Genomic DNA, 23,948 nt, shown 5'->3' with positions numbered 1-23,948 from the left:
ATGAATTAAAACCCCTAAGACCATGAATCTCAACGGATTGCGCAAGTTTGCCGGAGGCCGTTAAGGCCGCGTGTAGACAGGCACGCAGGCGTTCCCCATTCATGTTCCGCCGATGGCCAGCGCGGATCGGAGGATCGCGACGGATCATCGCAGCGCGGAGAACGGTCCCGCCGTGATCGATGCACGATGGGCAGGGTGGCAACGCAGGTCTCACTTTTCCGGGTGGCGCCGGCGTGCCAAGAGGTCCGCCGGCTGCGTCCCCATCCCCGCGGACGCAACCGGCCAAACCGGACCCGATCGGCAGCGGCGCGGCGCGCATCTCCCCAGCGCGCGCCTCGCCCTCTCTACCTGTGAGGTCAACTACTCCCCGCCAGACTCCCCCTTCGCGATGCTTGGCTCAGCGCGTCGTTGTTGGCGGGCCGCCATTGTGCAGGCCGTTTGCGACATGTCCATTGATCGAGATCAAGTCACTTCATATCTGTGCGCCACTTCTCACTTTTGCCGCAGCACCTTGACCGTGCCTGCACCTGAAAGCGTTTACGCGTCTCGAGCCCGCGCAAATCGCCACCGCCATCGCTTACGTGGGATGCACCGGCTGATGCTGCCGCGCCGCCATCACCAGCCCGAAACTGGCGAGCAGCGATACCGCCGAGGTACCGCCATAGCTGATCAGCGGCATCGGGACGCCCACGACCGGCAGCACGCCGGAAATCATGCCGCCGTTGACCAGCACATAGACGAAGAACACCAGGCCAGTGGTGCCCACCAGCAGACGCGAGTAGCCGCAGCGCGAGTGGCTGGCGATCCACAGGCAGCGCGCGGTCACGAACAGGAACAGGCTGAGCACCACCGCCACGCCGACCCAGCCGAATTCCTCGGCCAGCACCGAGAAGGCGAAATCGGTGGTGTACTCGGGCAGGAAATCCAGCGTGGCCTGGGTGCCCTGCCCCCAGCCTTTGCCGTGCATGCCGCCCGAGCCGATTGCGATCTTGGACTGGATGATGTTCCAGCCGGTGCCCAGCGGATCGTTCTCCGGATACAGGAAAGTCAGCACGCGATCCTTCTGGTACTGCCGCAGCAGCCCGAACCACGCCAGCGGTGCGGCCACCGACAATCCCCCCAGCGCGACGGCCATCCACCACCAGCGCAGGCCGGCCAGCAGCAGCGCGAATACCCCGCTGGCGGTCACCAGCGTGGCCGTGCCCAGGTTGGGCTGCAGCAGGATCAGCACCGCCGGCCCACCGATCAGCAACGCGGCGGTCAGCACCGCGCGCGGCCGTGGTGGCAACGGCTGCTTGTGCAGGTACCAGGCCATCATCATCGGCAGGCTGAGCTTGAGCAGCTCGGAAGGCTGCAGGTAGAACACGCCCAGGTTCAACCAGCGCTGGCCGTACTTGCCGGTGCCGACCACATACACGGCCAGCAGCGGCAACAAGGACAGCGTGTAGATCCAGGGCGACCACGCGCGCAGCGTCATCACCGGCAGCCGCGACAGCCCCCACAGCGCGGCGAGCCCGGCGCCGTAGCGCATCGCCTGCGCATGCACGGGCCCGTCCACGCTGTGCAGCACGGCCAGCCCGGCCACCATCAGCAGGCACAGCGCGCCCAGCAGGGGCAGATCCAGCGTGCGGAAGAAGAAATGGAACGCGGCGCGTGCGCGCTGCAGTAGTTCGACCATGCGGACGACTCCTGTGGATGACGCGACGCACAGCAGGAGGCGACACGCGAACAGAAAGCGGACCCGCTGCGCGGGCCGGCGCGAGCGCAGGACCGTAACACGCGTGGACACCGCAAACCTTAGCCGACCCGTACCGCAACGCCACGGCACAGGCGGCACGCACGCTCAGCCGTAGCCGCCGTGCACCGGATTGTGGCGACGCACCGCCATCACCAGACCGAAACCGGCCAACAGCGACACCGCAGACGTACCGCCATAACTGATCAGCGGCATCGGCACGCCGACCACCGGCAGCAGGCCGGAGATCATGCCGCCGTTGACCAGCACATAGACGAAGAACGCCAGCCCCGTCGCGCCAGCGAGCAGGCGCGAATAAGAGTCGCGCGACTGCGAGGCGATCCACAGGCAGCGCCCGATCACCACCAGGTACAGCGCCAGCACGATGGCCACACCGATCCACCCGAACTCCTCGCTGAGCACGGAGAACGCGAAGTCGGTGGTCTGCTCGGGAATGAAGTTCAGGTGCGACTGCGAGCCCTGCCCCCAGCCCTTGCCATCCAGGCCACCCGAGCCGATCGCGATCTTGGACTGGATGATGTTCCAGCCCGCGCCGAGCGCGTCGCTCTCCGGGTCCATGAACATCATGATGCGGTCCTTCTGGTATGGCCGCAGCAGCCAGAACCAGGCCACGGGTGCGGCCGCGGCGACACCACCGACCGCCACGCCGACCCACCACCACGGCAGGCCGGCCAGCAGCAGCACGAACGCACCGCTGGCGGCGATCAGCACGCCGGTGCCGAAGTCCGGCTGCAGCATCACCAGCCCGGTCGGCACACCGATGATCACCGCACTGGTCAGCACCGTGGAGAAGCGCGGCGGCAACGGCATGCGATGCAGGTACCAGGCCACCATCATCGGCAGGCTGACTTTGAGCAGCTCGGCCGGCTGCAGGTAGAACAGCTTCAGATCCAGCCATTGCCGGCCGTACTTGCCGGTGCCGAGCACGAACACGGCCAGCAGCGGAATCATCGAGATCGCGTAGATCAACGGCGTGGCCGAGCGGATGCGCAGAATCGACACGCGCGAGATCGCCCACATCGCGGCCAGGCCGACCGCGAAACGCGCACCCTGGGCGAACACCAGCCCATCGCCGCCGGCACTCTTGAGCACCGCCAGGCCGATCAGCATCAGCGCGCCCAGCGCCAGGCACAGTACCCAGTCCAGCGAGCTGCTGAAGCGGACGGCCATGTCGACCGACCAGCGCAGGAAGACCTTCATCGTGGCCGCTCCGGTGCGGTCGGGGGCGGGGTGGCACTGGGCACGGGTGCACCGGGTGCCGGAGCAGGCGCCGGCGCGGCAGGCACACCCACCGCCACCGGCAACAGTTCCAGTGCCGCCACTGCGGCATCGCCCGCGTCGCGCGCGGTGGCACCGCCGCCGTCGAACGCGGTGATGCCGATCGCGGTGGTGCCGCGCTCGCTGTCCAGCGGTTCCAGGCCGTCGGGCATCTTGCCCAGCAGCCAGGCATCGAAAATCTTGCGTGCGATCGGTGCGGCGGCAGAGCCACCGTAACCACCGCCTTCCACCGCGATCGCCACGGCGATGACCGGATTGTCAGCCGGCGCGAAGCCGACGAACAGCGCGCGGTGGCGCAGGTGCATCGGCAGGCTGCGCGGGTTCACCGCCGCGGTACCACGGCGGCTGATCACCTGCGCGGTACCGGTCTTGCCGGCCATGACGTAAGGCGCACCCGCAGCCGCCCGGGCGCCACTGCCGCCGGGCTGCATGGTGCCCATCATGCCCTCGCGCACCGCCTGCAGATTGCTCGGCGTGGGGCTGATCGGCTTGCTCTCGCCCGCCGGCGTCGCGGTCCAGTCCGCATCGAATCCCGCGCGCTGCTGCATCACCAGGTGCGGCTGGCGCAGCTGACCATCTGCGATGCCGGCCACCCCATGCACCAGCTGCAGCGGAGTGACCTTCCAGTCACCCTGCCCGATGCTGACGTTGACCGTATCGCCGGGGTACCAGCGTTCCTTGCGCGATTTGTACTTCGCTGCCGGCGAGGGCAGGATGCCGCCGATCTCGCCGGTCAGGTCGATCCCGGTCGGCGCACCGAACCCGTAATAGCCCATGTAATGGTCGAAGCGATCGATGCCCAGATCCAGCGCGAGCTTGTAGTAATACGTATTCACCGACTGGGTGATCGACTTGCGCAGATCGGTCCAGCCATGGCCGCCACGGTTGGCATCGCCCCAGCCGCGCGAGGTGCCCGGCAGATAGAACATGCCGGTGGACAGGATCTTGTCTTCGGGCCTGCGCACGCCGCTGTCCAGACCGGCCAGGCCGATCAGCGGCTTGATCGTCGAACCCGGTGCGACGCCGCCCAGCACCAGGCGGTTGAACTGCGGCCGCGAGGGGTTGTCGTTGAGCGCCTTGAAATCGGCATGCGAGATGCCGTTGACGAACAGGTTGGGGTCGTAGGACGGCAGGCTCACCATCGCCAGCACTTCGCCGGTGCGCGGGTCCATCGCCACCGCCGCACCTTCGAACTCGCCGAAGGCGGCGACCATCGCGCGCTGCAGATCGGCATCGATGGACAGCCGCAGATCGCTGCCCGACTGCGCCGCGACCCGGCCGATGGTGCGGATCGCGCGGCCCTGCACGTTGGTCTCGACCTGCTCGTAGCCGACCTTGCCGCGCAGCTGCTGCTCGTAATAGCGCTCCAGCCCGGACTTGCCGATGTGGGTCAACGCGGCATTGCCCTCGCCCAGCATCTCCAGGTCCTTGTCATCGACCCGGCCGACGTAGCCGATGATGTGCGCGAACAGATCGCCGTACGGGTAACGACGGGTCAGGTACGGCTCCAGCTCCACGCCCGGGAAGCGCCAGCGGTCCACCGCGAAGCGCGCCATCTCTTCATCGGTGACACGCAGCTTGAGCGTGACCGGCAGGAAGCTGCGACGCGCCTTGCGCGACTTGTTGAAGGTCTCGATGTCTTCCGGGCTGAGCGCGAGGATCTTCGACAGGCCCGCCAGGGTGGCGTCCATGTCCTTGACCTTGTCCGGGGTGATGTCCAGGCGGAACGCCGGCACGTTCTCGGCCAGCAGCCGGCCGTTGCGGTCGTAGATCATCCCGCGCCCCGGCACCACCGGCCGCGGCTTGATCCGGTTGGCCTCCGAGCGCGTGGCGTAGATGTCGTGGTCCATCACCTGCAGCTTGAAGTACCAGCCGCCCAGGCCGAACAGGCACACCAGCACGCCGAGGAAGCCCAGCGCGGCACGGCGCCGGAACTGTTCTGCCTCGGCATGCGGATTCTTGGCCTGGCGGCGCATGTACATGTCAGCGCCCGCGTCGCCCGAAGCGCAGCGCGTCCAGCAGTACGAACACCAGCGGCCACAGCGCCATGCCCAGCAGCGGCGCCCACCAGTACGACCACGGCAGGGTCGGCTCGCCGACCACGATGTGCACCACCGCGCTGACGATGCGGTCGTTGAACAGCAGGCCGCCGATCGCCAGGATCTGCTGGGACATCGGGAAGAAGCGGATCCGCGCGCGGAAGCGCTGCAGGATGAAGGTCAGGATCACCAGCCGCAGCGCCTGCTCGCCCAGCACGCCGCCATAGAGTAGATCGGCGATGACGCCGCTGGCGAAGGCGATGCCCAGCCCGACCCGGTCCGGTGTTTCGATCACCCAGTAGGCCAGCACCAGTGCCAGCCAGTACGGACGCAGCGGCTGCAGCAGCGCCGGCAGGGGCAGCAGGCCGAGCAGCAGGGCCACTACCAGACTGACCGGCAGCACCCAGGGTTTGTCGCGCAGGCGGCTCATGGCCGGTTCTCCACGGGTTCGGCCTGCCGAGCATGGCTCGGCACTACCGTGGATTCGGCTGCGGCACGGCGCGGAGCGGTCACCGGTACCGGTGCGGCCGGACCGGGCCGGTTGGCCTGTGGTGCATTGGCGGGCGCCGCCGCAGGTGCCGTCGTGGCCGGGGATGAACCCGCCGGGGTGGTACTGGCCGGCGCTGCGGTCCCGGCCGGCGTGCCCTCCTGCAGCGGCGCAGCGGCCGGTCCACCGGCTTCGCTGGCATCACGGCGCAGGTTCGGCGGGATGCGGATCGCCTCGCCCGGGCGCAGCAGCAGCACGTCGCGGCCACGGTCGAGCTGGGCGGCCGGCTTCAGCACACCGACCAGGAAGGCATGGGTGTCATCCGGGCGCAGCGCGGTGATGCTGCCGACCGGGAACCCGGCCGGGAAGCGCCCGCCCAGGCCGGAGGTCACGATCTCGTCGCCCACTTCCACCCCGGCGCTGAGCGGGATGTCGCGCAGCTCCAGGGTGTCGCCGCGACCATAGACAATCAGGCGCACGCCGTTGCGGGCCACGGTGACCGGCACGGCATGGTCGGGATCGGTGAGCAGCAGGACGGTCGCGCTGTTGCCGGTGGTGGCGATCACCTGGCCCATCAGGCCACCGGCATCGATCACCGCCTGGCCGACATGCACGCCATCGCGGGTGCCGGCGGCCAGTACCAGGCGCTGGCGCACCGGGTCCAGGTCGATATCCAGGATCGGGGCGAGCTGTACGTCCAGTCCGCTGCGTTCGGCCACGTTGAGCAGCTCGCGCAGCTGGGCGTTGTCCAGCGCGGCGGTCTGCAGGCGCGTCAACCGCGCATTGGCGATGAGCAACTGGTTGCGCAGTTCACGGTTCTCGGTGACGAGCTGACCGTGGCTGGCGGCGTTGTCCTTGACCTGCGTGCCCAGGCGCCCGGGCAGGCCGGCCAGCGCCCATACCGGCTGCACCAGCACGTTGGCCTGCGCGCGCAGGCGCGACAGCCAGCCAGCCTGATCATCGAGCACGATCAGGGTGATGGCCAACGCCAGGTAAGCGAGCAGGCGCAGCGGACTGGCGGCATCGCCCTGACGGGAGGCTACGGGAGGACCGGCGTAAGGCGGCACAGGCGTCGACTGGAAAAGGTGTGGATGAAGCGCGCGGAACAAGAGCGCAGCGGGAACAGCATGCGACAGCGCCCCGGCGAGGTGACGCCCGGCAAGCGAAGCTTGCCGGAGGCATCACGCCGCAGAGGCGCGTCTACGATACACGGCCGGTACGGCTCACTCCGGCGCAAAGAACTCGTTGCCGTGCATGTCCACCAGCTCCAGCGCACGACCACCACCGCGGGCCACACAGGTCAGCGGGTCATCGGCCACCTGCACGTGCAGGCCGGTTTCCTCGGAGATCAGGCGGTCCATGTCACGCAGCAGGGCGCCGCCACCGGTCAGCACGATGCCGCGCTCGGCGACGTCGGCGCACAGTTCCGGCGGGGTCTGCTCCAGCGCCAGCTTGACCGCGCTGACGATGCCCGACAGCGGCTCGTGCAGGGCTTCAAGCACTTCGTTGGAGTTGATCTTGATCATCTTCGGCACGCCCTCGGCGAGGTTGCGGCCGGAGATTTCCATCTCGATCACTTCCGCCTGCGGGTAGGCGCAGCCCAGCTCGACCTTGATCCGCTCGGCGGTCGCTTCACCGATCAGCATGCCGTGGTTGCGGCGCACGTAGTTGGTGATCGATTCGTCGAAGCGGTCGCCGCCGATACGCACGGAGGCCGAGTAGACGATGCCGTTGAGCGAGATCACGGCCACTTCGGTGGTGCCACCGCCGATGTCGATGACCATCGAGCCGCGTGCCTCGGTGACCGGCATGCCGGCGCCGATCGCAGCGGCCATGGGCTCTTCGATCAGGAACACATCACGCGCACCGGCCTCCTCGGCCGATTCCTTGATCGCACGGCGCTCGACCTGGGTCGAACCGGCCGGCACGCAGACCAGCACGCGCGGGCTCGGGCGCAGGAAGCGCGACTTGTGGACCTTCTTGATGAAGTGCTTGAGCATCGCCTCGGTGTAGGTGAAGTCGGCGATGACGCCGTCCTTCATCGGGCGGATGGTGGTGATGTGGCCCGGGGTACGGCCGAGCATCTGCTTGGCCTCGGCGCCCACGGCAGCCACGGAACGGGTACCACCGATGGCACGGTCCTGGCGCACGGCCACGACCGACGGCTCGTTCAGCACGATCCCCTGCCCACGCACGTAGATGAGGGTGTTGGCCGTGCCCAGGTCGATGGACAGGTCATTGGAGAACATGCCACGCAGTTTCTTGAACATCTGGGAGTTGATCCTGAGGGGTGTCGCGCCCAACGCGGGATGGCGAAAAAATGGGCAGAATTCGAGGTCGACAAGCCTAGCAATCCCCCTGTGCGCGAGCAAGGACAAATCTGGCCGAAAGCCAGCCTTCACGGCCATTCAGGCCAATCCGGACAGCCCGGGTTCTGGCCCAAAGCCGCCCTACCCGTTAACCTTTGCGCCGCAGGGCGCCGCAGGGCGCCGTTTCGTTGCCCGCCCAACGGGCCTCAAACCCCCTTCCGCATAGGCCTTACTCGATGTCCGCTTTGATCTGTGGTTCTCTTGCCTTCGACACCATCATGGTGTTCCCGGACCAGTTCAAGAATCACATCCTGCCGGACAAGGTGCACATCCTGAATGTGTCGTTCCTGGTGCCGCGGATGCGTCGTGAATTCGGCGGTTGCGCCGGCAACATCGCCTACAACCTGTACCTGCTGGGTGGCGAACCGATCCCGATGGGCACGGTGGGCTCGGATTTCGGCCCGTACCGCGAGTACTTCCAGGGCCTGGGCATCGACCTGAGCCGGGTCAAGGTGATCGATGAGCTGTTCACCCCGCAGGCGTTCATCACCACCGATCATGACAACAACCAGATCACCGCCTTCCACCCGGGCGCGATGATGCGGTCCTACGAGAACCACGTGAAAGACGTGCCGGGCGTGACCCTGGGCCTGGTCGGCCCGGACGGGCGCGAAGGCATGATCCAGAACTCGCAGGAATTCTTCGACGCCGGCGTGCCGTTCATCTTCGACCCGGGCCAGGCCATGCCGCTGTTCAACGGCCCGGAGCTGCGCACCTTCATCGAGCAGGCCGACTACGTCGTCGTCAACGACTACGAGTCCAACCTGCTGCAGGAGCGCACCGGCTGGGATGAAAAGGCGATCGTGAGCCGGGTCAAGGCCTACATCACCACCCGTGGCCCCAAGGGCGCGGTCATCCACACGCCGGAAAAGACCTATGACATCCCGCCGGCGCACGAGCGCCGCGTGGTCGATCCGACCGGCTGTGGCGATGCGTTCCGCGCCGGCCTGATCTACGGCATCGAGAAGGGCTACGACTGGCTGACCATCGGCCGCATGGGCAACCTGATGGGCGCGCTGAAGGTCGAGCACCCGGGCACCCAGAACCAGCGCTTCACGTTCGATGAGTTCAATGAGCAGTTCAAGCAGCAATTCGGCTACGCGCTGACCGTTTGATCGCAATGCGATCAAACGCGGCCCACGATTCGCCATAGCGAATCGCGGGTCCCAATTGCATGCCACCTGATCCCCGCGCCTTCGGCGCGCCCCCTTGAGACGACTGCGCCTCCGGCGCAACCGTCCCGCGCATTCCGCCTGATCCCCGCGCCTTCGGCGCGCCCCCTTGAACACCAAGGGGGCTTTCCACCAGAGGGGAATCGGGGGTGATGAGGGTAGAGCCAGGCCATGCCTGGCTGCTTTTCAGGTTCGGCGCGGTCAGGCCGACATCTGCTTGCCTTCCCATGCCGCCTGCACCTCGCCGCAGTTGGCCAGGTGCCAGCAGGCCATGCCCGGCCAGGGGTTGTCCGGGGTGTTGACCAGCACGGTGCGGGTGCCGGCGGCACGGCCGCATTCCAGGTCGAAGCGATGGTCGCCGACCATCACCATCCGGGCGGGGACGGCCTGCCAGCGCGCAACGAAGTACTCCAGCCCGGCCGGTGATGGCTTGGGCTCGGCTTCGTCGCGGCCGATGATGTCATCGGGGGCGAACATGTCCCCCACACCGATTGCCTGCAGCGTCACCTGGGCGAGTTCGCGCGCATTGCGGGTGAGGATGCCCAGCCGGCAGCCCGCGGCGTGAAGGGTGCGTACCAGGGCCACTGCGCCTGCTCGGCGAGTGCGCGTTCGTGCGCGAGCAGCCAGTCGTGCTTGGCCGCCGCCACCTCGGCTGGCAACGCGGCGAGGTGGCTGAGGATGTCGTCATCAGGCGGTATCGCAAGTTCGCGTTTGATGCGCTGGAAATCATGCACGGCCACGGTCAGCGTGCCGTCCATGTCGAACACCCAGTGACGGATCGCCGGCAGGTCGCTCACTGCCACCACTGCGGCATCTGGCTGGCGTCCACGCCACCGGTCTCGAACACTGCGGTACGTGTTCCGCCCGCCTTGACCGGGAACTCGATGCTGATCACCTTGGCCTTGCGCGCCAGGTTCCACAGCGCCTTCTGGTCGGTGATGAACATCGCGATGGCTTCATCGGTATCCGGACGCCAGGCGGCCATCGAGACCGGCTTGCCATCGTCGACGGTCACCTTGACCTGGCATTTCGGGCAGCGGAAATCCCCGGCCTGCAGCACCAGATAGGCGTGGCGCTTCCACTCGGGATGGTCGCGGAAGACCAGCTGCACCGGCTTGGCGCCACTGCCGTCCACATCCACGCGCTCCTTGCTGTAGATCTGCGCGGAGGCCTGGATGCCCTTGGTGCCGATCGGAATCTTGTTGTATTGCCACAGTGCCTGCAGGCGCCGCGTTTCGCGCGCGGCCTCGGCCTTGGTCTTGACCTCGGCGTAGCCTGGTTCAATCCGGGCGGCCACGTCGGTGTCCTTGTACTGATCCAGCAGCGAACCCCCGTGGATGCGCGCGCGCTCCCAATCCTGCGAGGCGACGGCCATGTCGTACTGCTTGGCCACGCCTTCGGCCTTCTCTTCCTGCTGCGCCTTGGCGGCGGCCGCGGCGGCTTCCTGCGCCTGGCGTTCGGCCTCGGGGCTGCTGCAGGCCGCCAGCGCGAAGGCGCAGGCCGCTACCAGGATCAGTCGTTTCATTGCGTGCTCCGTGTTGGACGATGACGCGCCGGGCGCCTGAGCCTACTTTATCGCCAAGCGCGTCATGCCGGTGCGGAGCCGCACGCGGCCGATCTCACTTCGTCGCCGGCTGTCCTTCGCGCCACCACTGCGTGGACGGTGCCGGTGCCCGGATATCCAGACGTTCGCCCATATGCGGCGCAGTCAGCGCCACGCCCTGTTCCTGCGCCAGCGCGGTGATGCGTTCGAACGGTTCTGTCCACGGATGCAACGCGAGGTCGAAGGTACCGTTGTGGATCGGCATCATTACCGTGCCACGCACGTCCAGATGTGCCTGCAGGCTCTGTTCGGGCTGCATGTGCACATCCGGCCACTGCGCATCGTAGGCGCCGGTCTCGATCATGGTCAGGTCGAACGGGCCGTAGCGCTCGCCGATGCGGGCAAAGCCGTCGAAGTAGCCGGTGTCGCCGCTGAAGAAGATCCGGGTGTTTCCGGTGTCGATCACCCACGACGCCCACAACGTGCGGTTGCCGTCGGCCAGGGTGCGGCCGGAGAAGTGCTGGGCCGGGGTCGCGACGATCTTCACGCCCTCCACGCGGGTGTCCTGCCACCAGTCCAGCTGCACGACCTTCGCGGCAGGCACGCCCCACCCGATCAAGCGGTCGCCCACGCCGAGCGCGGTGACGAAGTGCTGCACCTTGGGCGCGAGCGCGAGGATGGCCGCGTGGTCGAGGTGATCGTAGTGGTCGTGGGAGATGATCACGCCGGTGATCGGCGGCAGTTCGTCGATGCTCAACGGCGGTGCATGGAACCGCTTGGGCCCCATGAACGACATCGGCGAGGCACGTTCGGCGAAGACCGGGTCGGTCAGCCAGAAATGGCCGTCCAGCTTCATCAGCATCGTCGAGTGACCCAATCGCCACAGGCTGTCGTCGGGCGCGTCGAGCAGGGCCTGGCGGCTCAGCGCCTGTACCGGAATCGGGGCCAGCGGAGTGGCGTCGGCGGGCTTTTCAAACAGCATTTTCCACATCACGCCCAGCGTGCCGACGAAGCCCAGCGCGCTCTTGCCGACGGGATTGTGGAAGCGCCCGTCGCCGAACTGCGGCGACTGGTCATAGGCGGCAGCCGGGCGGGCACCGCAGGTCAACAGGCCAATGGACATGGCGATCAACACCGTCAGAAGGAGGAGGAATCGAGGCAGGCGACGCGTCATCGGGGCTTGCCCTGTAAAGTACACCAGCGAGTGTACTTGTCCTTTCTGAAAAGTAAACTGAACGGTGTAAAATAATCCCATGAACACTTCCGACCGCCCCACCCGCCTGACCGACCGCAAGCGCGCGGCCATCCTCCAAGCGGCGGTGGCCGAGTTCCGGGAATTCGGTTTCGCGGGCACCAGCATGGACCGCATCGCGGCCACGGCCGAGGTCTCCAAGCGCACCGTGTACAACCACTTCGCCAGCAAGGACGAGCTGTTTACCGCCATCCTGTGGCAACTGTTCGAGGCCAGCCAGGCGCTGGCTGTCGTGCCCTACGACCCGGCACGGCCGTTGCGCGATCAACTGTTGCTGTTCGCGGCGCGCAAGATGCACCTGCTTGATGACCCCGGCTTCATCGATCTGTCCCGGGTGGCGATGGCCGAGCTGGTGCACGCGCCCGAACGGGCGCGCGCGATGATGGACAAGCTGGCCGAGAAGGAAGAAGGCCTGACCGGCTGGATCCGCGCCGCCCAGGCCGACGGCCGGCTGCGCCTGGACATGCCACCGGCCGAGGCGGCGCATCAGTTGCAGGCGATGCTCAAGGCCTTCGCGTTCTGGCCGCAGATCACCTTCGGCCAGCCACCGCTCACGCCGGCACAGCAGCAGCAGGTGATGCACGACTGCGTGGACATGTTCCTGGCGGTACGCGCGGTGTGACATAGGCTTCCATGTAAAGAAGCAGGCCTTATCCAGTCGCCGCGGCTCGTTGGTCGGCCCCTAGGGGGCTCGGCTCGCGGTACAAGAGCGGGCATAAAAAAACGGCGGGTTTCCCCGCCGTTTTTCGTTCAACCGATACGTCTGGCGATTACGGCTTGGCCGTGCCCGCCTCGGCCTTGTCCAGCATGTCCTGGACCGAGCCGGTGGTGATCGGGTGGTAGCCCGGCTTGGCCTTGGCGAAGGCCGCCTTGGCGAACGCCAGGCCTTCCGGCGTCTTCACCAGTTCGGCGTAGATCGGCATGATCAGCTTGCGGCGACCGACGCGCTCGATGAACGCACCGGCGGCTTCGTTGGCTTCGCTGTAGCCGCTGCGGATCGTCAGAGGGTACCAGCGCATCGCGATCTCGCCGTTGGCCGTACCGGTGAAGTGGTAAGCCTTGTCCAGCGCAGCCAGCTTCTCGACCGGCAGGGTCTTGCCCAGGCCGTCGATGAAGTGCACCCACTCCTGGGTGCCCCACTCGCCGGTGATCTGCGCCGTCGGCAGCGTGTTGCTGCCCTGCCAGGCGATGCGCGCGGTATCGACGATGGAGAAGTTGCGCGAGCGGGCCTTGGTCGCGAAGGCCGGAATACCCGGCTCATCCAGCCACGCCTTCAGCTCGGCGTCGCTGACGGCGCCCGGCTTCTTGGACAGCAGATTCTTCTTCAGGTATTCGACGAACTGGTCGGTGTTCGCGCTCTGGAAGGCGTGGTCATCGAACCAGCCGCGCAGGAACGGATCGAACGTCTCGCGGCCGAAGCGCTGTTCCAGGAACTGCAGGAACCATGCGCCCTTGACGTAGGCGACCTGGCTCAATGCCTCGTCCGGGTCACGCTCGCTCAGCGGCGGCAGGGCGAGGGCCTGGTCGGCCGCGCTCATGTCCTTCACTTCGGCGAGCAGATCGTTCTGGTCGATCTCGCGCTCCATCTCGGCCATCTCCTGGCCGTACAGCGCCTCGGTGATGCGGCCCTGCACGTAGGTGGTGAAGCCTTCGTTGAGCCAGATGTCCTTCCAGCTGGCGTTGGTCACCAGGTTGCCCGACCAGCTGTGCGCCAGTTCGTGGGCGACCAGCGAGACCAGCGACTTGTCGCCGACGATCACGGTCGGGGTGGCGAACGTCAGACGCGGGTTTTCCATGCCACCGAACGGGAACGACGGCGGCAGCACCAGCATGTCGTAGCGGCCCCAGCGGTATTCGCCGAAGAGCTTCTCGGCGGTGCCGATCATCTTCTCGGTGTCTTCGAATTCCTTGGCGGCCTTGCCGACCATGGTCGGTTCGGCCCAGACGCCGGAGCGGCCGGAAATCGGTTCGAACACCAGATCGCCAGCGGCGATGGCCAGCAGGTAGGACGGGATCGGCTGCGGCATCTTGAAGGTGTAATCACCATCACGCGCGGCCTTGGGATCGTTGTCGGCGCTCATCAGCACCATCACGTCCGGGCGCGAGACCACGTGCGCGCTGTAGGTGAAGCGCACGCTCGGGGTGTCCTGCAGCGGCACCCAGGAACGGGCGTGGATCGCCTGCGACTGGCTGAACATGAAGGGCAGCTGCTTGCCCTCCGTCATCGACGGCTCCAGCCACTGCAGGCCCGAGGCGGTCGGTGCGGTGTGATACGTGATCACGACCTTGGCCGGCTGGTCCGGCGTCTCGATGCTCAGCTTGCTGCCGAACACCTTGTCGGCCGGGGCCAGCACGAAGGGCAGCGGCGCGGTCTTGCCGTCGGCGGCGATCGCCTCGACCTTCTCCACGGTCAGCTCGCGGGTGTCCAGCACCAGCTGCTTGGCGGCCTTGTCCTTCCACTCCAGGGTGTAGGTCGCAGTGCCACCGATCTGCTTGCTGTCGAAATCCAGCTTCAGATCCAGCGCGAGATCCTTGACGACCACCTTGTCCGGCTCGGCGTACGAGCTTTCATCGTGGCTGCGGCTGTCCGCTTTCATGGCAGTGCTCGCCGGCGCGTTGGCAGTGGGATCGACGGTCGGAGCCGCCGGTTCTTTGGAGCAGCCGGACGCCAGGGCGACGGCCAGGGGAATCAACAGGAACGGAGATCGCATGAACGGGACCGATCAGGGTGAAACGACCAGTTTACCCCCTGTCCCGGACCCCGCGCAGGCCGTGTGTGGCGGTTTGCGCATTCAGTCGGCCGCGCGTGGCAGGCCCGCGCGGTGCGCCGCCCGGCCGCGGGCCCGCGGCCCCGCAGACCCCGGGCCGCTCACTCAGAGCTTGTAGCCCGAGTGGATCGAGACGATGCCGCCGGTCAGGTTCTTGTAGTGGCAACGCTCGAAACCGGCCTCGGCCATCATGGTCTTGAGCTGCTCCTGCGGCGGATGCTTGCGGATGCTCTCGGCCAGGTACTGGTAGCTGTCGCCATCACGTGCGAACAGCTGACCCAGCTTGGGCAGGATCTTGAACGAGTGGAAATCGTAGATCGGCTTGAACCAGTCGGCGGTGACTTCGGAGAACTCCAGCACGCGCGCCTGCCCACCCACCTTGAGCACGCGGTGCATCTCGCGCAGGCCGGCCTCTTTATCGGTGACGTTGCGCAGGCCGAAGGCGATCGTGACCAGATCGAAGCTCGCGTCCGGGAACGGCAGCGCCTCGGCGTTGCACTGCACGTAGTTCAGGCCCGCGACCAGGCCGCGGTTGGTCAGCCGGTCACGGCCGACCGAGAGCATGCCGGCGTTGATGTCGCCCAGCACCACTTCACCCTCGTCACCCACCCGCTCCTTGATCAGCGCGGCGATATCGCCGGTGCCGCCGGCCAGATCCAGCACGCGGTCGCCCGGCTTCACCTGCGCCGTGGCGACGTAGTAGCGCTTCCACGCCCGGTGGATGCCCAGGCTCATCAGATCGTTCATCAGGTCGTAGCTGCGCGCGACCGAGGTGAACACTTCGCCCACCAGCTTCTGCTTGTCCTTCGCAGCGACATCGCGGAAGCCGAAATGGGTGGTGCCAGTCTTGTAGGGGGATTCGCTCATGGGACGATTATCGCACCGCCGGCGCCGTTGCGGCAGGCTGCCTACTATCATGGAGGCCTTCACGTTCCTGGATTGCGCATGATCACCACCCCCGACTACGCCGCCCTGCTCGAAACCGCCATCGCCGAAGCCCGCCAGGGCCTGGCCGAGGGCGGCATCCCGATCGGCGCCGCGCTGTACCACAACGACGGCCGCCTGCTCGGCTGCGGCCACAATCGCCGCGTGCAGGAGGGCGATCCGTCGGTGCACGGCGAGACCGATGCCTTCCGCAAGGCCGGCCGCCAGCGCCGCTACCAGGACACCATCATGGTGACCACCCTGGCCCCGTGCTGGTACTGCAGCGGGCTGGTGCGCCAGTTCAACATCGGCACGGTGGTGGTGGGCGAGTCGGTCACCTTCCAGGGCGGCATCGAGTGGCTGCGCGAGAACGGCGTCAAGGTGATCGACATGCAGAGCCAGGCATGCATCGATCTGCTCGGCGGCTTCATCAGCGCCCATCCCGAGGTCTGGAACGAAGACATCGGCGAGTAACAGCCGACGATTCCGCGCGGATGCCCCCTCCGGGTGCCCGCGCAGTCGCCACATACCCTGCGCGTGCGCGGCAGCGTTCTGAATGCTTCAGTGAGTCATCCTGGCCTGAACACCCTGTGCCGTGGGTATCTGCACGACGTGCCGTCACGCGTCGTCGACCGGTGCCGGACGCCGCGAACACGCGGTACTAACAACCGCGCTGCATGAACGTCTTAAGGTAGTTGCACAGGGGGCACCATCGTCGAGGAGACGTCATGCATGCCCAAACCCGCCGCACCTCCTCCGTCGAACCTGCGTTGATTGATGCGTGGGAGAGACTGCAGGTGCACTACGCACGCCACCGCAACGCCGCGCCTTTCTGGGATGCCTACCAGGCCATCCAGGATGAGTTGACGCGGTCCCATCCCGACCATCGCGTTGTGGTCTGCAACCGGCTGGCAACGCTGGCCGAACGCCTCGGCGTTGTCCACCACGCGCAACTGCTGGGCGAGAGCCGTGGCGAACGTCGCCACACCGGCTCCACATCGCCATGACACCGCTTGCACCGCGCCCTACGCCATCATCCAGATTCCCTTCTTCCCATATTGAAGTGACCATGTCTTCCGCCCAGATCTCCATCCCTGCCGTCATCGATGTCGACGCCGAAGTGAGCCACTGGCGCCAGCGTCATGCCGACGGCAACCTCGGGACGGGCTCCTTCGGCCACTACGTGCCGTGGATCAAATTCGCCTGCGATTCACTGATCACGCAACCGCGCGCCAGTGATGAGGAGCGCGATGAAATGTTCCAGACCCATTACGCGCTGCAGATCATGCCGCGCCTGTCCGAAGACCAGGCACGCCAGTTCGTCGATCAATGCTGGGAACACGTCTACCTCGCCGGTCGCCAGGACCAGGCATCGCGCCCGCGGCTGCACGCACGCGCCTGACGCGCACCCGCTGGACAGCGCCTGCTCGGCGCCCTGTCCATGATGCAGGCACCCCGGCCCCCGCCGGTCGTGCCTGATGAAACCGCACAGCCTCACACATCGTGTCGCCAAGACACCCTTGCGCAGTGACGGGCACAGGTGCGGCCCCGTGGCCGCACCTGTGATCCCTCACCCGCGCTCGTGCCAACCGCCCCCGAGCACCTTGTACAACGCCACCTGATTGGACTGCTGGGCCAGCTGCGTGCTGACCAGCGACTGCCGTGCGGTGTACGCCGTGCGCCGCGCATCCAGCAGGGTCAGGAAGCTGTCCAGGCCGGCGTCATAGCGGGCCTGCGACAACCGCTGCGCCTGCTCCGCCGCCGCCACCAACGCCTGCTGCGACGACAGCTGCGCATCCAGGCTCTCGTTGAGGGCCAGCGCATCGGCCGCCTCACGGAAGCCGGACTGGATCGCCCTCTCGTACTGCGCCAGCGCGATGTCGCGATCGGCGGTGGCCATGCCCAGATTGGCGCGCAGCTTGCCCCCCTGGAAGATCGGCAGGTTGAGCTTTGGAATGAAACTCCACACGCGCGTGCCACTGTCGAACAGACCCGACAGCTCCGACGAAGCCGACCCGATGTTGCCGGTCAGGCTGATCGACGGGAAGAATGCCGCGCGCGCGGCGCCGATGTTGGCATTGGCCGAGAGCAGCACGTGCTCGGCGGCCATCACGTCCGGCCGCCGCAGCAGTACATCGCCCGGGACGCCGGCCGGCAGCGGCCGAACGCTGGCGACGTCGGTCACCTCGGCCTGCGGCAGCAGCGCGGCATCGACCGGCCCACCGGCCAGCAGCACCAGTGCATTGCGGTCCTGCGCGACCTGCCCGGCAAAGCGCGCCACGTCGGTACGCGCGGTTTCCACCAGGGTGCGGGTCTGGCTCAGTTCCAGCGCGGAGGCGCCACCGAGCTGACGGCGGGCCTCGGTCAGGCGCAGCGAATCTTCATAGGTGGCCAGCGTCGCTTGGGCGATCCGCAGCTGCTCGCTGTCCGCGCCGAGGGTCAGCCACGCGTTGGCGACCTCGGCCACCAGCGACAGCTGCGCACTGCGGCGATTGGCCGCTTCGGCGAAGTACTGCTGCAGCGCCGCCTGGCTGAGATTGCGCACGCGGCCGAACAGATCCAGTTCGAACTCGACCACGCCGAGGTTGGCACTGAACTGCTCGGTCACCGGGGCATCGCCGCCACTGCGGGTCATCTGGCCCTGCACACCGATCGCCGGCACGCGGTCAGCGCGCTGGATCCGGTACTGCGCGCGGGCACGCTCGACATTGAGCACGGCCACGCGCAGGTCGCGGTTGTTCTCCAGCGACTGGGTGATCACCGCCTGCAGGCGCGGGTCGACGAAGAAATCGCGCCAGCCGATGTCGGCGACATCCGCCGGTGCGGCGCCCTGCGCGCCTGCGGTGGCCGCCACCGGCCACTGCGAGGGAATCGCCGGGGCGACTTCGGTGCTGCGCGGCTCCAGCGTCGAGCAGCCGGACAGCACCAGGCTCACCGCCAGCGCCAGGCTGGCCATCATGGGCTTACGCATCGGAACCTCCGGCGTTCTTGCCGTACTTCTTGCGATTGAACACGCGCTGCACCACCACGAAGAACAGCGGGATGAAGAACACACCCAGCACCGTGCCGACCAGCATGCCGCCGAGCACACCGGTACCGATGGCCTGCTGTGCGCCGGAACCGGCACCGGAGGCGATCGCCAGCGGCAGCACGCCCAGGCCGAAGGCCAGCGAGGTCATGATGATCGGGCGCAGACGGTCACGCACAGCGTGCATCGTCGCCTCGATCAGGCCGGCGCCCTTCTCCAGGTTTTCCTTGGCGAACTCCACGATCAGGATCGCGTTTTTACTGGTCAGACCCACCGTGGTCAGCATCGCCACCTGGAAGTAGATGTCGCGCTCCATGCCACGCATGGTGTTGGCCAGCACCGCACCGAGGATGCCCAGCGGCGCCACCAGCAGCACCGAGGTCGGCACGCTCCAGCTTTCGTACAGCGCGGCCAGGCACAGGAACACGATCAGCAGCGACAGCGTGTACAGCAGCGGCGTCTGCGAGCCCGCCTGGCGTTCCTGGTAGGACAGCGCGGTCCACTCGATATCGAAACCGGCCGGCAACTGCTTGGCCAGTTTCTCCACTTCGTTCATCGCATCGCCCGAGGCCACGCCCTGCGCCGGCTCGCCCTGGATTTCCATCGCGGACACGCCGTTGTAGCGCTCCAGACGCGGCGAACCGTAATCCCAGCGCTGGCTGGCGAAGGCCGAGAACGGCACCATCTCACCGGCCGTGTTCTTCACCGACCACAGGTTGAAGTCTTCCGGATTCATGCGGAACGGCGCATCGGACTGCACATACACGCGCTTGACCCGGCCACGGTCGATGAAGTCATCGATGTAGCTGCTGCCCCAGGCCGCGGCGAGGGTGGTGTTGACCGCCTCCAGCGACAGGCCGAGCGCACTGGCCTTGCCGACGTCGATGTCGATGCGCAGCTGCGGGGTGTCTTCCTGGCCGTTGGGGCGCACGTTGGCCAGCAGCTTGCTCTGCCCGGCCATGCCGAGCAGCTGGTTGCGTGCATCCAGCAGCGCCTGGTGACCGGCACCACTGGTGTCTTTCAGGAAGAACGTGTACCCCGAGCCGATGCCCAGCTCCGGCATCGCCGGCGGCGGGAAGGCGAAGATGAAGGCATCCTTGATTCCGCCCAGCGCCGCCATCGCGCGACCGGTGACCGGCATTGCGCCCTGATCGGCATCGCGGTCCTTCCAGTCCTTGAGCTTGACGAAGGCCATGCCCGCGTTCTGGCCCATGCCGGCGAAGCTGAAGCCCTGCACCGAGAAGATCGACTCGATCGCGTCGGCCTCGTTCTCCATGAAGTGCTTTTCGAGCTTGTCGATCGATTCCAGGGTGCGCTCCTGGGTGGCACCGACCGGGGTCTGCACCAGCGCCATCAGGATGCCCTGGTCTTCGTTGGGCAGGAACGAGCTGGGCAGGCGCATGAACAGCAGGCCCATCACCAGCGCCAGCGCGGCGAACACGCCCATGAAACGCCACGGACGGCCGAGAATGCCGCGCACGCCACGCTGATAGCCATTGCTGGAACGGTCGAAACCGCGGTTGAACGCGTTGAAGAAACGCCCCGACCAGCCCTTGTGGGCCACGTGGTGCTCGCCCTTCTTGAGCGGCTTGAGCATCGTGGCGCACAGCGCCGGGGTCAGTACGATCGCGACCAGCACCGACAGCGCCATCGCCGAGACGATCGTGGCCGAGAACTGGCGGTAGATGACGCCGGTGGCGCCGCTCATGAAGGCCATCGGCACGAACACCGCCGACAGCACCAGGCCGATGCCGACCAGTGCGCCGGTGATCTGGGTCATCGATTTGCGTGTCGCTTCCAGCGGTGACAGGCCCTCTTCGGACATGATCCGCTCGACGTTCTCCACCACGACGATCGCGTCATCGACCAGCAGGCCAATCGCCAGCACCATCGCGAACATGGTCAACATGTTCACCGAGAAGCCCAGCGCGGCCAGGATGCCGAACGTGCCCAGCAGCACCACCGGCACCGCGATCGTGGGGATCAGGGTCGCGCGGAAGTTCTGCAGGAACAGGTACATCACCAGGAACACCAGTACGATGGCTTCGATCAGGGTCTTGATGACGCCCTTGATCGAGACCTGTACGAACGGCGTGGTGTCATACGGCACCACGGCCTTCAGGCCGGCCGGGAAGTTCGGCTCCATCTCATCCAGCGCCGCACGCACGCCATTGGCGGTGTCCAGCGCGTTGGCGCCGGTCGCCAGCGTGATCGCGATACCCGACGACGGCTTGCCGTTGTAACGGGTCACGAAGTCGTACGACTCAGCACCCAGCTCGACGCGGGCAACATCTGAGAGGCGCAGTTCGGCACCGTCCTGCGCGCTGCGCACGATGATGTTGCGGAACTGCTCCGGCGTCTGCAGGCGGTCCTGCGCGTTGATGGTCGCGTTGAGCTGCTGGCCTTTGATCGACGGCGCGCCGCCGAGCTGACCGATGGCGACCTGCGCGTTCTGCGCGGTGATCGCGGCGATCACTTCGGCAGTGGACAGCTTGTAGGTGTGCAGCTTGTTGGGGTCCAGCCAGATGCGCATGGCGTACTTGCCACCGAACACCTGGATGTTGCCCACGCCTGGCACGCGGCTCAGCGGATCGACGATGTTGGAGCCGACGTAATCGGAGATGTCGTTGGCATCCATGCTGCCGTCTTCAGAGACGAAGCCGAGCACCTGCAGGAAGCCGCTGCTCGACTTGGCGACGTTGATGCCCTGCCGCTGCACTTCCTGCGGCAGCAGCGGCATGGCCAGCTGCAGCTTGTTCTGCACCTGCACCTGCGCGATATCCGGGTTGGTCCCGCTCTCGAAGGTGAGGGTGATGGTCGCCTGGCCGTTGGCCGAGCTGTTGGACGAGAAGTAGATCAGGCCATCCAGGCCTTTCATGTTCTGCTCGATGATCTGCGTCACCGAGTCCTCGACCACCTTGGCCGATGCACCCGGGTAGCTGGCGCTGATCTCGACGGCCGGCGGTGCCACTTCCGGGTACATCGACACCGGCAGCTTGAGCACCGCCAGGCCACCGGCGAGCATGATGATGATCGCAATCACCCACGCGAAGATGGGGCGATCAATGAAGAAACGTGCCATGGAATTCTCCGGTTACTGCTGGGCGGCGGGAGCCGCCGGCGCGGCGGCCGGCTTGGCCGGGGCCGCGCCCATTTCGGTGGCCTGCACGGGCATGCCCGGCTGGATCTTCTGCAGGCCTTCGACGATGACCTTGTCACCCGCCTTCAGCCCGTCTTCGACCAGCCACTTGTCGCCGAGCGAACGGCTGACCTTGACCTGCCGCACTTCGACCTTGTCGTCCTTGCCGACCACCATGGCGCTGGTATCGCCCTTGGGATCGCGGGCGATGCCCTGCATCGGCACCAGGATCGCGTTGTCGCGCACACCGCTGCCGACCTGGGCGCGCACGTACATGCCCGGCATCAGCACCTGGTCCGGGTTCTCGACCTTGACCCGCAGCGCGTAGCTGCCGGTGGTCGGATCCACGCTGACTTCAGAGAATTCCAGCGTGCCCTTGTGATCGAACTCGGTGCCGTCATCGAGCAGGATCGTCACCGGCAGGGTCTGGTTGTCCTGCAGACGGCCGCTGGCCAGTTCGCGGCGCAGCTGCAGCAGCTCACTGGCGGACTGGGTCAGGTCGACATAGATCGGGTTCAACTGCTGCACTGTGGCCAGCGCTTCGGCCTGGCCGGCGCTGACCAGCGCGCCCTGGGTCACCGAGGACTTGCCGATGCGGCCGCTGATCGGCGCGGTGATGCGCGCATAACCCAGCGTCACATTGGCGGCGTCCAGCGAGGCACGCGCGGCGCCGACATCGGCTTCGGCCTGCTTGAGCGCAGCGATCGCGTTTTCGTTGTCCTGGGTGCTGACCGCCTCGACCTTGGCCAGCTCGCCGATGCGCTTGGCGCTCAGGCGGGCGGCATTGGCGGTGGCTTCGGCGCGGGCCAGCTGGGCACGGGCGCTGTTGGCCTGGGCGCGATAGCTGGCGTCATCGAGCTGATACAGCGGCTGCCCGGCCGTGACCAGGCCGCCTTCGGTGAACAGCCGCTTGGCCACGATGCCGTTGACCTGCGGGCGCACTTCGGCGACCAGGAAGGCATTGGTGCGGCCCGGCAGCTCGCGGGTCAGCCCGACCTTCTCGGCCTTGAGGGTGGCCACGGTCACCTGGCCGGGTCCGCCCTGCGGACCCTCCTGCTCACCACCGCCACAGGCGGACACGGTCAGGGCGATCGCGAGGGACAGCGCGAGAAGACGGTACGGGGTTCTGGACATGGCGGTAGGGGCTCGCAGACGGAAAAGGGCGCGCCTGCAGCCCAACTTCCGATAAAAGCGAAGAATGACGACAAACAGGCAGCAAATGACGACAAATATCCGAAACGAGACCCGCCGGCTTTCACAGGCAGTCCTCGCTGAGGATCAGTGGGGCGCAAATATACATACATGCATGTTTGTTTGTAAAGCGGTACAATTCAGGCCGGTTTCATCCAGCAACTGCACAGCGCAATGGCCAGAAAAACCAAAGAAGAGGCGCAGGCCACCCGCGAGGGCATCCTCGACGCGGCTCAGCTCTGTTTCCATGAATACGGGGTCGCCGGCACCAGCCTGGCGATGATCGGTGCGCGCGCCGGATTCACCCGCGGCGCGGTGTACTGGCACTTCAAGAACAAGACCGAAGTGCTGACCGCGATGATCGATCGCGAGCGCGTGCCGTTCATCGAGCGGCTGCGACGCACCACCTCGGCCAAGCGCACCACACCGATCCTGGACCTGCGCTCGGCACTGCTGGTGTCATTCCAGGAGTTGTCCGAGGACGAGCGTCTGCGCAACATGATGGAAATCATGCTGCGCAACGATCTGTCTGTGGAAAGCCAGGCAATGCAGGCGCTGCAGCTGGAGGCATCGCGCGAAGAGCTGGGCATCTTCGCGGCCGCGTTCCAGCGCGCGCGGGAGTTGGGGCAGCTGCGCGAGGGGGTGGACGTGGACACGGTGGCGCGCATCGTGAGCACCAGCCTGACCGGGGTGCTGTATAGCGCGATGCTGGAACCTGAGCTGTTCGAGATCCAGCGCGATGGCGCGCAGACGCTGGATGCGATCCTCAGCGCATTCGTGCAGCCGGGTGTATTCACCCCGGGCGCCCCGCCAACCGCCCTGCCAACCGACGACGACGCCTGAGGTAGAAAACGGCGACACCGTCGTGGCATGCGCCATGCGCGCCTGAATCTTTGCGGGCAAGGTCGGTGAGCTGGTCGGGCGCTGGGCCACGACGCCCTTGTCGGCGAATGTCCCCCGGCGTCGGCCTTCGGCCGCCGCCTCCTCCTTTATTTCGCCCAC

General features: G+C 66.7%; 19 protein-coding genes and 1 pseudogene. 6 read left to right on the top strand and 14 right to left on the bottom strand.

Annotated elements, in window-relative coordinates:
- Window positions 1-577: 577 nt before the first annotated feature.
- The 6 genes from rodA (K4043_RS08175) to K4043_RS08150 all read right to left on the bottom strand — a co-directional run bounded on the left by rodA (K4043_RS08175) (window position 578) and on the right by K4043_RS08150 (window position 7,830).
- Window positions 578-1,678, bottom strand: coding sequence for a rod shape-determining protein RodA (gene rodA, locus K4043_RS08175; protein ID WP_265308898.1), 1,101 nt, complete (start codon window positions 1,676-1,678; stop codon window positions 578-580).
- A 165-nt stretch (window positions 1,679-1,843) separates the two neighbouring features.
- Window positions 1,844-2,956: a rod shape-determining protein RodA gene (gene rodA / locus K4043_RS08170; RefSeq protein WP_123730161.1), complete on the bottom strand. Its 1,113-nt coding sequence runs from the start codon at window positions 2,954-2,956 to the stop codon at window positions 1,844-1,846.
- Window positions 2,953-5,016, bottom strand: coding sequence for a penicillin-binding protein 2 (mrdA, locus tag K4043_RS08165; protein WP_265308896.1), 2,064 nt, complete (start codon window positions 5,014-5,016; stop codon window positions 2,953-2,955). Before mrdA ends, rodA (K4043_RS08170) begins: the two co-directional genes overlap by 4 nt.
- Window position 5,017: 1 nt before the next feature.
- Window positions 5,018-5,503, bottom strand: coding sequence for a rod shape-determining protein MreD (gene mreD, locus K4043_RS08160; RefSeq protein ID WP_019186042.1), 486 nt, complete (start codon window positions 5,501-5,503; stop codon window positions 5,018-5,020).
- Window positions 5,500-6,627 carry a rod shape-determining protein MreC gene (gene mreC / locus K4043_RS08155; RefSeq protein ID WP_265308895.1) on the bottom strand — a complete coding sequence of 376 codons (1,128 nt, stop codon included), beginning with the start codon at window positions 6,625-6,627 and terminating at the stop codon, window positions 5,500-5,502. The genes mreD and mreC overlap by 4 nt, the downstream gene beginning before the upstream one ends.
- A gap of 156 nt (window positions 6,628-6,783) precedes the next feature.
- The gene (locus K4043_RS08150; RefSeq protein ID WP_019186044.1) at window positions 6,784-7,830 is read right to left on the bottom strand and encodes a rod shape-determining protein; all 1,047 of its coding nucleotides are present in this window, start codon (window positions 7,828-7,830) and stop codon (window positions 6,784-6,786) included.
- A 275-nt stretch (window positions 7,831-8,105) separates the two neighbouring features.
- On the opposite strand from K4043_RS08150, the gene K4043_RS08145 reads away from it, so the two are divergent.
- The gene (locus K4043_RS08145; RefSeq protein ID WP_123730158.1) at window positions 8,106-9,044 is read left to right on the top strand and encodes a carbohydrate kinase family protein; all 939 of its coding nucleotides are present in this window, start codon (window positions 8,106-8,108) and stop codon (window positions 9,042-9,044) included.
- 258 nt (window positions 9,045-9,302) lie between these two features.
- Here the strand turns inward: K4043_RS08145 and K4043_RS08140 are convergent.
- From K4043_RS08140 to K4043_RS08130, 3 genes and pseudogenes are all read right to left on the bottom strand, one after another.
- A pseudogene (locus K4043_RS08140) lies at window positions 9,303-9,859 on the bottom strand (HAD-IA family hydrolase).
- Window positions 9,860-9,894: 35 nt separating this feature from the next.
- Window positions 9,895-10,626, bottom strand: a complete 732-nt coding sequence (locus K4043_RS08135) for a hypothetical protein (RefSeq protein WP_265308893.1) — start codon at window positions 10,624-10,626, stop codon at window positions 9,895-9,897.
- 94 nt (window positions 10,627-10,720) lie between these two features.
- The gene (locus tag K4043_RS08130; protein ID WP_265308892.1) at window positions 10,721-11,767 is read right to left on the bottom strand and encodes an MBL fold metallo-hydrolase; all 1,047 of its coding nucleotides are present in this window, start codon (window positions 11,765-11,767) and stop codon (window positions 10,721-10,723) included.
- A gap of 130 nt (window positions 11,768-11,897) precedes the next feature.
- On the opposite strand from K4043_RS08130, the gene K4043_RS08125 reads away from it, so the two are divergent.
- On the top strand, window positions 11,898-12,518 hold the full coding sequence (locus tag K4043_RS08125; RefSeq protein WP_265308890.1) for a TetR/AcrR family transcriptional regulator: 621 nt from the start codon (window positions 11,898-11,900) through the stop codon (window positions 12,516-12,518).
- Window positions 12,519-12,666: 148 nt separating this feature from the next.
- On the opposite strand, the gene K4043_RS08120 is transcribed toward K4043_RS08125, so the two are convergent.
- Both K4043_RS08120 and ubiE read right to left on the bottom strand, forming a co-directional pair.
- Entirely contained in the window at window positions 12,667-14,607 is a 1,941-nt protein-coding gene (locus K4043_RS08120; RefSeq protein WP_265308889.1) for a M1 family metallopeptidase, read from the bottom strand.
- A 162-nt stretch (window positions 14,608-14,769) separates the two neighbouring features.
- Window positions 14,770-15,531, bottom strand: coding sequence for a bifunctional demethylmenaquinone methyltransferase/2-methoxy-6-polyprenyl-1,4-benzoquinol methylase UbiE (gene ubiE, locus K4043_RS08115; protein ID WP_070471930.1), 762 nt, complete (start codon window positions 15,529-15,531; stop codon window positions 14,770-14,772).
- A gap of 78 nt (window positions 15,532-15,609) precedes the next feature.
- Here ubiE and K4043_RS08110 point away from each other — a divergent pair, with 78 nt between their 5' ends.
- The 3 genes from K4043_RS08110 (at window position 15,610) to K4043_RS08100 (ending at window position 16,990) form a co-directional block, all read left to right on the top strand.
- Window positions 15,610-16,062, top strand: a complete 453-nt coding sequence (locus tag K4043_RS08110) for a nucleoside deaminase (RefSeq protein WP_019186053.1) — start codon at window positions 15,610-15,612, stop codon at window positions 16,060-16,062.
- Window positions 16,063-16,316: 254 nt separating this feature from the next.
- A complete protein-coding gene (locus K4043_RS08105) occupies window positions 16,317-16,595 on the top strand; it encodes a hypothetical protein (RefSeq protein WP_123730152.1) in 279 nt (92 codons plus the stop codon).
- Window positions 16,596-16,657: 62 nt separating this feature from the next.
- Window positions 16,658-16,990 (top strand): hypothetical protein, encoded by a 333-nt coding sequence (locus K4043_RS08100; protein ID WP_123730151.1) that lies wholly within the window; start codon window positions 16,658-16,660, stop codon window positions 16,988-16,990.
- Window positions 16,991-17,158: 168 nt separating this feature from the next.
- Here K4043_RS08100 and K4043_RS08095 read toward each other — a convergent pair whose 3' ends face one another.
- The 3 genes from K4043_RS08095 to smeD are packed head-to-tail and all read right to left on the bottom strand — an operon-like array spanning window position 17,159 to window position 22,889.
- Window positions 17,159-18,559, bottom strand: a complete 1,401-nt coding sequence (locus tag K4043_RS08095) for an efflux transporter outer membrane subunit (protein WP_184997208.1) — start codon at window positions 18,557-18,559, stop codon at window positions 17,159-17,161.
- Entirely contained in the window at window positions 18,552-21,698 is a 3,147-nt protein-coding gene (gene smeE, locus K4043_RS08090; protein ID WP_123730149.1) for a multidrug efflux RND transporter permease subunit SmeE, read from the bottom strand. The genes K4043_RS08095 and smeE overlap by 8 nt, the downstream gene beginning before the upstream one ends.
- A gap of 12 nt (window positions 21,699-21,710) precedes the next feature.
- On the bottom strand, window positions 21,711-22,889 hold the full coding sequence (gene smeD / locus K4043_RS08085; RefSeq protein ID WP_265308884.1) for a multidrug efflux RND transporter periplasmic adaptor subunit SmeD: 1,179 nt from the start codon (window positions 22,887-22,889) through the stop codon (window positions 21,711-21,713).
- 231 nt (window positions 22,890-23,120) lie between these two features.
- On the opposite strand from smeD, the gene K4043_RS08080 reads away from it, so the two are divergent.
- Window positions 23,121-23,789: a TetR family transcriptional regulator gene (locus tag K4043_RS08080; RefSeq protein WP_123730147.1), complete on the top strand. Its 669-nt coding sequence runs from the start codon at window positions 23,121-23,123 to the stop codon at window positions 23,787-23,789.
- Window positions 23,790-23,948: the final 159 nt, after the last annotated feature.

The sequence above is a fragment of the Stenotrophomonas sp. SRS1 genome (genome assembly GCF_026130205.1).
In the GTDB taxonomy this organism is placed as follows: domain Bacteria; phylum Pseudomonadota; class Gammaproteobacteria; order Xanthomonadales; family Xanthomonadaceae; genus Stenotrophomonas; species Stenotrophomonas rhizophila_B.
Note: the sequence above shows the minus strand (reverse complement) of the source record. Positions and strands in the feature narration are given on the sequence as shown.